We start from the raw sequence: 12,917 nt of genomic DNA on the forward strand, positions 1-12,917 counted from the left end.
TAATTTAACAGCAAAAATTGTTCGTTTATTCAGTAAATACAGAAAAGTTTGTATTAAAAGCTTGTAACAATTAGTGTTTGTAGATATACCTATAAATATTCGCGCCGTTTATACCGGCAAACACATTTTAAATATTTGGTTAGAAATAGGCAACTATGGGCAAATCGCTAGTAATTGTAGAGTCACCTGCTAAGGCTAAAACAATTAATAAATATTTAGGTAATGATTTTATCGTAAAGTCCAGTATCGGACATGTACGAGACTTACCTACTTCAGGTTCGAGCAAAGCTAAAGTGCCGGCAACTAAAACGCCAGCAGAAGTACGCAAAATGGAACCAGAAGAAAAAGCAGCGTATAAACAGCAACGAGATTACACAAATTTAGTTGCGCGTATGGGTATCGATCCTGAAAAAGGATGGAAACCTCATTACGAAATATTGCCAGGTAAAGAAAAAGTTGTTCAAGAATTACAAAAATTGGCTGAAAATGCAGACCAAATATACCTCGCAACGGATTTGGATAGAGAAGGGGAGGCAATTGCTTGGCACCTTCAAGAAATTATTGGTGGAGAACCTGAAAAGTATAAGCGTGTAGTTTTTAACGAAATTACTAAAAATGCGATTCAACAAGCTTTCGAAACCCCTGGTGAGTTAAATACCGATATGGTTTACGCTCAGCAAACACGTCGCTTTTTAGACCGTGTTGTAGGCTTTATGGTTTCGCCTTTGTTGTGGGCAAAAGTCGCACGTGGGCTTTCAGCAGGTCGAGTACAGTCAGTTGCAGTTCGTTTACTTGTAGAGCGCGAGCGTGAAATTAAAGCATTTATTCCAGAAGAATTTTGGGATATTCATGCTGATGTTAAAAACGCTGAATCAGAGTTACGTTTAGAAGTAGCCAAACAAGCAGGTAAGCCATTTAAGCCTGTAAATGAAGCACAGGCTACAGAAGCAGTTAAAAGCCTTGAGAATGCCGAATATAAAGTAATAAGTGTTGAGGAAAAACCAAGTAAGAGTCGCCCAAGTGCTCCTTTTATTACTTCAACTATGCAACAGGCTGCAAGTACTCGTTTAGGGTATGGTGTTAAAAAGACCATGATGCTTGCTCAGCGCTTGTATGAAGGTGGTTACATTACCTATATGCGTACCGACTCAACTAATCTATCTAAAGATGCTGTTGAAATGTGCCGCGAATATGTAACACAAGAGTTTGGTGATAAATATTTACCAAAAGATCCAATTAATTACAGTTCAAAAGGTAATGCACAAGAAGCGCATGAGGCAATTCGACCTTCGAGTGTAAGTGTGCTTTCTGGGCATGTAGAAGGTGTAGATGCGGATGCTAAAAAGCTTTATGAGCTAATTTGGCGCCAATTTGTAGCGTGCCAAATGGTACCTGCAGAATACGACTTAACAACACTGACTGTTGCAGCTAACGATTTTCAACTTAAAGCTAAAGGGCGAGTGCTTCGCTTTGATGGTTGGACAAAAGTACAGCCGGCAGTACGCAAAAAGAATGAAGAAGATCAATCATTACCAGCTGTTAAAGAAGGCGAAGTACTTAGTTTAATTGAGCTTGACCCTAAGCAACACTTTACTAAGCCGCCAGCGCGTTTTAGTGAAGCAAGCCTAGTAAAAGAGCTTGAAAAACGTGGTATTGGTCGACCATCTACGTATGCATCAATTATTTCAACGATACAAGATCGTGGTTATGTACGCGTAGAAAACCGTCGTTTCTTTGCTGAAAAAATGGGTGAAATAGTTACCGACCGTTTAGTTGAAAACTTCACTGATTTAATGAATTTTGATTTTACAGCAAAAATGGAAGGTCGTTTAGATGACATCGCCGAAGGCGAACGTGTTTGGACACAAGTACTTGATAAATTTTATGCTGATTTTTCTACTCAGTTAAACATAGCTAAAGATGAACCCGAGCAAGGTGGTATGCGCCTTAATCAAATGGTTGAAACCGATATTGACTGTCCTACATGTGGCAGAAAAATGGGGATTCGAACAGCATCAACGGGTGTGTTCTTAGGGTGTACAGGTTATAGCTTACCGCCTAAAGAGCGTTGTACTACAACGATGAATTTAGTGTCGGGTGATGAAGCTGTTGCTGCTGATGTAGAGGATGAAGAAACTGAAAAGCTAATGCAAATGAAGCGTTGCCCAATTTGTGAAACGGCAATGGATTCATACCTTATCGATGAAACTCGAAAACTGCATGTCTGTGGTAACAACCCTGCATGTAAAGGGCATATAGTTGAAGAGGGCACTTTTAAGATTAAAGGTTACGATGGGCCCATTATCGAGTGTGATAAATGTGGTTCTGACATGGAGCTTAAATCAGGTCGTTTTGGTAAGTACTTTGGCTGTAATAACGAAGAGTGTAAAAATACTCGTAAGTTACTCAAAAATGGGGAAGCAGCGCCACCTAAAGAAGATCCTGTTCATATTACTGAGCTTGAATGTGAAAAGTCTGATGCATACTTTGTACTGCGTGATGGTGCGGCAGGTATATTTTTAGCTGCTAATACGTTCCCTAAATCACGTGAAACACGCGCACCTAAGGTAGAAGAGTTAAAACGCTTTAGAGATCGTATTTCACCTAAGTTTTATTACTTAGCAGATGCCCCAGTTAAAGACCCTGATGGTAATCTTGCCGTTGTGCGTTATAGCCGTAAAAATAAATCTCAGTATGTAATGACTGAAGTAGACGGTAAAGCAACTGGCTGGACTGCTCATTATGAAGCGGGTAAATGGGTAGAAGAAGCGAAGAAAAAAGCTGCGCCTAAAAAGAAAGCGGCTGCTAAAAAAGCACCAGCTAAAGCAAAAGCAAAGCCTAAAGTTAAAAAAGAAGATTAATAAGTATTTAGTTACTTATTTACCTTTTTATAGCACATAAAAAAACCGGAATGCACAGCTTGTGTCATTCCGGTTTTTTTGTACCTAGTTATACCAACCTGCAATAATACTTAATCATTCTGCGGGGCTAAACGTGTCGCTATCTGTGTTAAAAAATTCTCACTTAGAACAACTAAATAGCGAATTTTTTGCCTAGCTATCAACACGTTTTTCTAGCCTCAAAATAAATCAATTAAGCGAATTGGTATCAAATGTTTTCGCAACGGCTTTATTAGCAGTACATTCAACTAGGTGTATTGGTATTAAATCTTAACAGAAGATACTTTTTTATAACCTTCAGATTCAAGCTCATCATTTACGCATCTTAATACGTAGGCATTTATCTCTTCATTGCTTACGTCATCATCTTTAGCCCAGTTAACACACATTTCTGTGTACTCTTTTATCATTTCGGCTGAAGCTGTTGGCGTATCGTCTGCTACCGCGTAAGTCGCAGATACTGCAAATAGTGGAGCTACGATTAATGCTAACAATGCTTTTTTCATTCGTTTATTCCTAAATAAATGGTGTGATGACTGATTTAACTAGTTTAAATTAAAGTACAAATCAGTAGTGCCCAATCCAGAACAATTCTGTTGGTAAGTTGATTTTTAATCGAAAACGAAATAAAAGATAACGAAAAATTTTTATCGTGAAGATGAGAAAATTACGCTTAAATTATATTATAAGTATTTGTGTTGTAATAATTTATAAGCTAAGGTCGCTTTTTTTATAAAAAGTAAAATGAATGGCTGATCAGCAATCAAATATCCCTCACGCACCTCGTAAAGTACACAAGGTGGAGCAAGGGTTAGAATCGTTTATATTTGCAGGGCGTTGGTTACTCGCGCCGTTTTTTGTAGGCTTATTGTTTGCAGTAATACTATTACTTATAAAGTTTTTTAAACAACTTTATTTAATGGGCATTGCAACCTTTAGCGCAACAAATCAAGAATTACTCGTTGGTATACTTACGCTGGTTGATACAGCCTTATTAGCAGGTTTGCTTTTAATTATTATTTTTAGCGGCTATGAAAATTTTGTCTCAAAGCTCAATATTGAGGGCCATGAAGATAGGCCTTCATGGATGGGGAAGGTTGGTTTCTCTGGTTTAAAAATGAAACTCATTAGCGCTATTGTAGCCATATCTGCGGTTGAGCTTTTAAAGGTATTTATTAATTCAAATATTCACTCAAGTGATGAGTTATTTTGGAAGGTGATTATTCATATTACTTTTGTAAGCTCAGGCGTATTATTTGCGCTCACTGATTATTTAAATAGTAAAACACAATCACATTAAAAAGGTTAAGTTAGTGCTTTGGTGGCAGCTATTTCGTCTCATACCGACAAAAGTGGCCCCAAGATTTAAGCGCACAAAAAAGCCCGATAAAATCGGGCTTTTAAAATATGTTAGGGCTTTATTAATTTACAAAAGCAAAATAGCACCCAAAACCGCTTATGCTTAACGTATTACCCTCTAAAGTGGCATTACAATGAGATAGTGAATCATGCGCTTCAGTCACTGTTTTACTCAGCTCAAACGTTTGATTTGTGCCAGCTAAATTAAACACACACATCATTGTTTGCTCGTTTAACGTTCTGTAAAAGGCAAGAATTGGCTCAGCAGTATCAATAAACTCTATGTTGCCTTCTAATAACACAGCATGCTCTTTACGCCATGCCATAAACTCACGGTAGGCATTAAGTATAGATTCTGAATCTTTATCCTGAACAGATACAGCACTTTGAGTGTGCGCGTTATCTACAGGTAACCAAGGTTTTGCATTACTAAAACCTGCATGTTTTGAGCCATTGTTCTCCCAAGGCATCGGTGTTCTGCAGCCATCACGACCTTTAAAGTTTGGCCAGAAAGTAATGCCATACGGGTCTTGTAAGTCTTCAAATGATACAGACGCTTCACCTAAACCTAGTTCCTCACCTTGATACATGCATACACTGCCTCGTAATGAAGCAAGGAGAGCTGTAAGCATTTTACACTGAGCTGGGTCTATTTCACCGTTTTGGCTCCAACGACTTGCTACACGCTCTACATCGTGGTTACTAAACGCCCAACACGGCCAGCCCTCGAGCATGCGCTGCTCAAGTGTTTGTACAGTTTCTCTTATGTATTTACTTGAATAATCATCAGTAAGTAGTTCAAAGCTATAACCCATGTGTAGTTTGTCACCACCTTGAGTGTACTCTGCCATTGTCGCCAATGAATCTTCTGATGAAATTTCACCTAACGATACAGTGCCTGGGTACTTATTAAGTAATGCGCGTATATCTTGCATAAACTCAATATTTTCTGGCTGAGTGTTATTATAATAGTGATACTGAAAGGCATACGGATTGTCTTCACTAAAACCACGTCCTTGGCGTTTATCTTTAGGTTTAGCTGGATTATCGCGCAGTTGTGCATCGTGGTAGCAAAAATTAATTGCATCTAGCCTAAATCCATCAACCCCTTTTTTAAGCCAAAACTCAACGTTATCAAGTACTGCGTTTCTTACTTCTGGGTTATGAAAGTTTAAATCAGGCTGTTCGGTTAAAAAGTTATGTAAATAGTACTGACCACGACGAGGTTCCCATTGCCAAGCGCCGCCACCAAATATAGATAACCAGTTATTAGGCGCTGTACCATCTTCTTTAGAGTCAGCCCAAACGTACCAATCTGATTTATCATTATTTTGATTTTCACGACTATCTAAAAACCATTGATGTTGGTCTGATGTATGACTTAATACTTGGTCAATTATAATTTTGATGTCGCGTTTATGTGCCTGATCTATTAACTCATCAAAGTCGTTCAAGTCACCAAAAAGAGGGTCTATGTCGCGATAATCGCTGATATCGTAACCAAAATCTTTCATAGGTGATTTGAAAAATGGAGAGATCCAAATAGCATCAACACCAAGGCTTTTAATGTAATCAATGCGATTAATTATCCCTTTAAGATCACCAATACCATCGTTATTGCTGTCTTGAAAGCTTCGCGGGTAAACCTGATAAATAACCGCACCTTTATACCACTGCTGTTGGGCCATGCTTTTCTCCGTCGTTCCACACAGTATTTATATTGTTATTAGTTTGATTGAAACAATCACTAAATTTTCAAAAAGCATACGTGAAGGGGGCTACTCTGTAAAAAGTCTGCATACGTATGCAGCTAATTTACTTACTTAAATGCGCTTTTAAAGAGGTGTATTTAAGGTGCTGTTTTTTTTATTGCTAGCTTTACCAATCATGCTTTTTACTTATGAATAAAATAGTGCGGTCTGTTTTGGTGCTTATTTTAAAAGGCTTGCACGGTATTGGTGAAAGTGATGAATGGTCTTACCAATTTCATAAAACATTAAATTATTAAAGTAACTTATGTAAATATTAAAAATTGCTTTATTTAACGCTATTTACACGCTGTATCATGGGTAATTCATAGTGCGAACATATGTATTTTTATAAGACTCATTAACAATCCTGTTGCACCATAATAATAAATTTAAAATCAATAGCTTAGCTTTTATTTTGTGAACCAACTGTTAATTTATATTACATTGCATGGTCTTGAATACGTATGCATAAAGTTGTTAATAAAATAATTCGAGCGTTAATATTGATGCTGACAACAAAATTAGCTCGCCTGTTTGACTATCACTCAAATAAAGAAGCGGGTATCACAATATGGGTAACGGGAAAAACATCATGTCTATGTTCAAACCAAGTATATTAACTTTGGCATTAGCAACTGCAGGTTTAGCAAGCTTCACCTCTGTAGCGGCGCAAGAAGATACAGTTAAAAATGATGACGTTGAGGTTATCGAAGTAAAAGGCTTTCGTGGCAGCGTTGTAGAATCAATCAACACAAAACGCTTTTCTACACAGGTTGTAGAATCTATCTCTGCTGAAGATATAGGTAAACTACCTGACTCATCAATTGCTGAGTCTATTGCACGCTTACCTGGTTTAACAGCGCAGCGTTTAGATGGTCGCGCAAGCAGAGTATCAATTCGTGGTTTTGGTGAAAACGAAAGTGGTACTACATTTAACGGCCGCGAACAGGTATCTATCAGCGATAACCGCGGCGTAGAGTTTGATCTTTACCCATCAGAAATAATGAGCGGTGTAACCGTATATAAAACACCAAGTGCTAGTTTAGATGCTGATGGTATTGCGGGTGTTATTAACATGCAAACAGTTCGACCTTTGAGTAAAGGTGAACGTGTCGTGCAAGTTAATGGCCAATACGAGCAAACTAGTTTTGATAAACTAAACTCAGACGGAAACGACGACGGTTACCGTGGTACATTCTCATATATTGATCAGTTTGCTGATGACACTATTGGTGTTGCATTTGCACTGAACACCATGAGCTCACCAAATCAAGAAAAACGCTGGAATTCATGGGGTTACCCTGAGTTCACTGCTGAAGATGGGAACTCATATTCAATTTTAGGCGGCGCTAAGCCTTACGTTCGTTCATCAACACTTGAGCGTGACTCAGCAATGCTCGTATTAGAGGCTGCGCCTACTGATAAATTAAATATGACGTTTGATGCGTTGTATGTAGATTTCACAGATGAGCAAATTTTACGCGGTATTGAAGTTCCTTTTGCTTGGGGTCAAGGTAGTATTGATGCAAGCAGTGCTACAGTAGATGCAGAAAGTGGATTTATAACAAGTGCTTTAACACAAGGTCAACGTGTAGTAGTACGTAACGATTACCAAGAGCGTGATGCTGAATTAACTGCATTTGGCTTTAACACTAAATACGATATTGATGATTCATGGTCAGTAGAGTTTGATGCAAGTTACTCGCAAGTTGACCGTAAAATTTGGAGTATAGAAAGCTACTCAGGTACAGGGCGTGGTGATTCTCGCGGTGTTGCAGATAACCTAGGTTATGCCTTTAACGGCGGCAATACTGGCGCTACTTTCTCACATGACTTAGATTACAGCGATTATGATCTAATCCAATTAGGTGGACCTCTTTCATGGGGCGCAAGCTCTGCACTAAATGATGCATATGGATTAACTGGCACTGAGTATGAAAACCAAGCTCAAGACGGCTTTATTAATGCACCTACCATTGAAGATGAACTTGTAACACTTAAGCTAGCAGCTTCTAAAGTATTAGAAAACGAATATATTAGCTCAATTGAATTTGGCTTAGGTTATAAAGAACGTGAAAAGTCTAAATCTTCGCAAGGTTACTTTTTAACCTTGACTGATTTTTCTCTTGAGAACCCAGGTATGGTTAGTGTGCCAGAGCAATATCGTTTAGGCAGTGTTGGTTTAGACTTTATTGGATTAGGCGACATGATAGCCTACGATGTAAATGGTTTAGTTAATGATGGTTACTACGAAACACTAGATGAGAGTTTAACTAACTCTAGCCATACAACTAAATCGTGGACCGTAAAAGAAGAAATCACCTCAGCATTTGCACAAGCTAATATTAATGCTGAAGTAAATGGTCTTCCATTAACGGGTAATGTGGGGGTGCGCTATGTTCATACAGATCAATCTTCTCAAGGTAACGCTTTTGGTGTAGATGATAATACTGGTTTAGTCATTGCTTCACCTACAGATATTGGGCACGATTATTCTCACGTTTTACCAAGCTTAAATTTATCACTTGCGATTGATGAGCAGCAAACAATACGTTTTGGCGCAGCTAAAACGATCTCACGTGCGCGCATAGATGAAATGAACGCCTCTGTTAATGCATCATATAATGATACACCGGATGAAAACGGTAACTACTGGTCTGTATCCGGTGGTAACCCTAATTTAGAACCTAAAGAAGCAACAGGCTACGATTTATCTTATGAAAACTACTTTAGTGATGAAGGTTACTTCTCTGCTGCATTTTTCTATAAAGACTTAACACAGTGGATTTTTGACGGTACTTACGCAATTGATATGTCGGGTGTTGCAGATCCATCTAATGGAGAAATTCCAGCTACATCAGAGGGCACAGGTAGCGGTAAAGTAAATGGTGGCGGCGGTGACCTATACGGTTACGAGTTATCACTAGCGTTACCATTTAAAATTTTCCACCCGTCACTTGAAGGCTTTGGTTTAATTGCAAGCCATACAGGTATTGAGTCTGACATAGAAGATCAAAACGGTAACGAATACGAGTTACCGGGTCTTTCAGATAAAATTCAAAGCTTAACGGTTTACTACGAGATGAATGGTGTGCAATTACGTACTAGTATGCGTAAGCGTAGTGCCTTTAAAGGTGATGTATACGGTTTAGGTTTTAACACCGAGCAAGTAGATATCCTAGGTGAAACAATTTGGGATGTTCAAGCGGGTTATGACTTTTCTGAAGCCGGTATTGAAAGCCTTGAAGGTTTATCAATTCAGTTCCAAGTACAAAACTTAACAGAAGAGCCGTTTACATCGCTTTCTGGTGATAACGCGCTACAAGTTCGCGACTACCAAGATTACGGTCGTACTTACTTGTTAGGCTTTAGCTACAAGCTATAATAAAGATTGTGTGTAGGAGCCCTTGTAATTTGTGTTACAAGGGCTTTTTTATAGCTACTCTATCTAATACCAATCCGCAGTAAAACCTAATCATTTTGCGGGGCTAAACGTGGACAATAATATGAAACCAATAAAACACGTTGTCATTGCAGGCGGTGGCACCGCAGGGTGGATAGCTGCAGCTTTGCTAAATAAAGTGTTAGGCAAAGTAATTGACATAACGCTGATTGAATCAAGCACAATAGGCACTATAGGCGTTGGTGAAGCAACAATTCCGCCTATTATTCAACTTAATAACGCACTGGGTATAAACGAGCAAGATTTTATAAACGCCACCAATGCATCTATTAAATTAGGTATTGAGTTCGAAAATTGGAAAACTCCCTCTCATAGCTATATGCATGCTTTTGGCTCATTCGGAAAAGACTTTCCTTTTTGCGATTTTTACAATTTTTGGGTAAAGGGGAAAATTACCGGCTCTGAAGATAGCCTATGGGATTTTTCGTTAAATTACCAAGCCGCTCAACAGCTTAAATTTGCACCATTAAATACTATACCTAATACGCAATTACCTGGCTTGAGTTATGCGTATCACTTTAATGCAACTCGCTATGCAGAGTACTTAAAAACGCTTGCTACTTCGCGTGGCGTTAAACACATAGACGCTAAAATAGAGCAGGTTAATCAATGTCCGCACTCAGGCAATATTACAAGCCTCACACTTGATAATGACACCGAAATTAACGGCGATTTATTTATAGACTGTACCGGTCAGCGCGCTTTGTTAATAGAGCAAACACTTAATACAGGCTTTGTGGACTGGTCTCATTATTTACCATGTGATAGCGCCGTTGCTGTGCAATCTCAAGGTACTGATTCGCTAAAACCTTATACTCGCTCAATTGCGCATAGCGCAGGTTGGCAATGGCAAATTCCGCTGCAAAACCGAGTGGGTAATGGGCTTGTTTACTGTAGCCGTTATTTGTCTGATGAGTCGGCCACGCAGTTACTATTAAATAATTTACCCGCTGAGCCAATTACAGAGCCACGCGTTATAAAATTTAAAACAGGACGGTGCTTAAAGCAGTGGCATAAAAATGTGGTTTCGGTTGGACTCGCCAGTGGCTTTTTAGAACCGTTAGAGTCAACCAGTATCCACTTAATACAAAGTGCAGTAACCCGTTTAATAAAGCTGTTTCCGAATAATGGTATTAGCGATGCGTTAGTTGCAGAGTTTAATAAGCAAAGCGTGACAGAAATTGAGCACATACGCGATTTTATTATTTTGCATTACAAACTAACAGAGCGAGAAGACTCGGCGTTTTGGCGCCAGTGTAAGCAAATGGAAATTCCCGATTCATTAGCTCATAAACTCAATTTATTTAAACACACAGGCAAAGTAGTACGTGAAAACGACGAACTATTTGCAGAAGTTGCTTGGCAGCAAGTGTTTATAGGCCAAGGACTTATTCCCGATGATTACAATAGTATTGTTGACTCATTAAGCAGTGAACAACTTAACGATTTATTTTCTACATTAAAAACTCTTATTACTTCAACGGTAGAACAATTACCTACTCATAAAGATTTTTTAGCAAAAATTAAAAAGGCCTAATGATGCGATTTTTAAACACACTTTTACTTGTAAGTGCATGCACCTTACCAACCATTAGCTACGCACTTAACGTTGAACCTGCCAATTGGTGGGTAGGCATGAATAAAAACACGATTAACATCATGGTGCATGAGCAAAATATTGCAAACGAGCAAATTAAATTAGCTAAATACAACGGCGTTAAGTTAAATAAAGTAACCCGTACCGATAATCCAAATTATGTATTTTTAAATATTACCATTACCGACGCCGCTAAAGCTGGAACGCTTAAATTTAATAGCAGTGAAGCGAGCCAAAGTTTCGAATTTCCACTACTTGCGCGTGATAAAAACAGTGTAAAGCGCCAAGGCTTTACCTCTAACGATACCCTTTATTTAATCAACCCAGATCGCTTTGCTAATGGTGATGAGCAAAACGATACTGTTCCTAGCATGTTAGAAGCGGCAAACCCGAGTATAAAAGGTGGGCGCCACGGTGGTGATATTCAGGGCGTTATAAACGCGCTACCCTATTTAAACGATTTAGGCGTAACACAGCTTTGGTTAACCCCAGTGCTTGAAAACAACATGCCTAATTATTCTTATCATGGTTATGCAATTACAGACTTTTATAAGGTTGACCCACGAATGGGCTCAAACCAGTTATACAAAACGTTATCAGTAAAAGCAAAAGAGCAGGGTATTGGCCTGGTAATGGATATGGTCCTCAACCATTTTGGCTCTGAGCATACTTGGGTTGACGATAAGCCAACTAAAGATTGGATTAACTTTAATGGTGAGTTTAATAAAGGCAAAAATGCCACCAGCCATGCGCGCCAAACTATACAAGACCCACACGCCAGCGAGTACGACAAACGCCAGTTTAACGATGGTTGGTTTGTAGAAACCATGCCTGATTTAAATCAGCGCCAACCACTGTTAAGTGAATATTTAATTCAAAACGCTATTTGGTGGATTGAATACGCGGATTTAAGCGGTATTCGCGTTGATACCTACTCTTACTCAGATAAAGCATTTTTGAGCGATTGGACAAAAGCCATTATGCAAGAATACCCAGGCTTTAATATTGTAGGAGAAGAGTGGACCTCTAACCCTGCAATTGCCTCTTATTGGCAACGTGGTAAATACAATCAAGATGGGTATACATCAAGCCTACCAAGCGTGATGGACTTTTCTTTGCAAGAGTCGGTAATTCAAGCGCTAAATGAAGATGAAAGCTGGAATACGGGTTGGGTTAAAGTATATCAGTCGTTGGCGAATGACTTTTTATACCCTGATACCAATAACATTATGGTATTTGCTGATAACCACGATATGAGCCGTGTATACACCGAACTTGAACAAGATGTTGCAAAAACTAAAATGGCCATGACGCTATTTTTAACTACGCGCGGTATTGCACAAATGTATTACGGTACGGAGGTTTTATTAGATAACACCCCAAGTAAAGACCATGGTGATATTAGAATAGACTTCCCGGGTGGATTTAAAGGCCAAACAAGTAATGCATTTACAGGTAAAGGGCTTACCTTGCAGCAGAAAGACATGCACAAAACAATTAGTACCTTGCTTAACTTTAGAAAAAACAGCACAGCGCTAGATAAAGGCAAATTAGTGCACTTTACGCCTCAACAAGGTGTGTATAGTTATGCGCGTATTAGCGACGAGCAAACTGTATTGGTATTTATGAATAAAAACACAAAAGAGCTAACGAAGAATATTGAATATATGCAGGAGGTAATACCAAAAAATGCTAAAGCGCTTAACATATTTACCAACAAAACACAGTTACTAGGTAACACAGTGGCTTTACCAGCAATGAGTGCAACGGTATTAGTTATAAATACCCCTCAATAGTTTACCTGAATACGTATGCAGCAACTGTATGGTTGCTGCACTAATCTTTAG

At 38.8% G+C, this 12,917-nt stretch carries 7 protein-coding genes; 5 read left to right on the plus strand and 2 right to left on the minus strand.

Annotation, left to right across the window (positions count from 1 at the left end; genetic code table 11):
* The first annotated feature begins 155 nt into the window (after nucleotides 1-155).
* Nucleotides 156-2,861, plus strand: coding sequence for a type I DNA topoisomerase (gene topA, locus ALFOR1_RS07210; RefSeq protein WP_058549039.1), 2,706 nt, complete (start codon nucleotides 156-158; stop codon nucleotides 2,859-2,861).
* Nucleotides 2,862-3,163: 302 nt separating this feature from the next.
* Here the strand turns inward: topA and ALFOR1_RS07215 are convergent, their stop codons facing one another.
* Complete coding sequence (locus ALFOR1_RS07215; RefSeq protein ID WP_104642520.1) at nucleotides 3,164-3,406, minus strand: hypothetical protein; 243 nt, start codon at nucleotides 3,404-3,406, stop codon at nucleotides 3,164-3,166.
* A 242-nt stretch (nucleotides 3,407-3,648) separates the two neighbouring features.
* Here ALFOR1_RS07215 and ALFOR1_RS07220 point away from each other — a divergent pair, with 242 nt between their 5' ends.
* The gene (locus ALFOR1_RS07220; RefSeq protein WP_104642521.1) at nucleotides 3,649-4,200 is read left to right on the plus strand and encodes a TIGR00645 family protein; all 552 of its coding nucleotides are present in this window, start codon (nucleotides 3,649-3,651) and stop codon (nucleotides 4,198-4,200) included.
* 121 nt (nucleotides 4,201-4,321) lie between these two features.
* Here the strand turns inward: ALFOR1_RS07220 and ALFOR1_RS07225 are convergent, their stop codons facing one another.
* The gene (locus ALFOR1_RS07225) at nucleotides 4,322-5,947 is read right to left on the minus strand and encodes an alpha-glucosidase family protein (protein ID WP_104642522.1); all 1,626 of its coding nucleotides are present in this window, start codon (nucleotides 5,945-5,947) and stop codon (nucleotides 4,322-4,324) included.
* Between the two features lie 655 nt (nucleotides 5,948-6,602).
* Here ALFOR1_RS07225 and ALFOR1_RS07230 point away from each other — a divergent pair.
* From ALFOR1_RS07230 to ALFOR1_RS07240, 3 genes are all read left to right on the plus strand, one after another.
* The gene (locus tag ALFOR1_RS07230; protein WP_104642523.1) at nucleotides 6,603-9,395 is read left to right on the plus strand and encodes a TonB-dependent receptor; all 2,793 of its coding nucleotides are present in this window, start codon (nucleotides 6,603-6,605) and stop codon (nucleotides 9,393-9,395) included.
* Nucleotides 9,396-9,516: 121 nt separating this feature from the next.
* Entirely contained in the window at nucleotides 9,517-11,010 is a 1,494-nt protein-coding gene (locus ALFOR1_RS07235; RefSeq protein WP_104642524.1) for a tryptophan halogenase family protein, read from the plus strand.
* Nucleotides 11,010-12,866, plus strand: coding sequence for a glycoside hydrolase family 13 protein (locus ALFOR1_RS07240; RefSeq protein WP_104642525.1), 1,857 nt, complete (start codon nucleotides 11,010-11,012; stop codon nucleotides 12,864-12,866). Before ALFOR1_RS07235 ends, ALFOR1_RS07240 begins: the two co-directional genes overlap by 1 nt.
* Nucleotides 12,867-12,917: the final 51 nt, after the last annotated feature.

The sequence above is a fragment of the Pseudoalteromonas carrageenovora IAM 12662 genome (genome assembly GCF_900239935.1).
Taxonomy (GTDB): Bacteria; Pseudomonadota; Gammaproteobacteria; order Enterobacterales; family Alteromonadaceae; genus Pseudoalteromonas; species Pseudoalteromonas carrageenovora.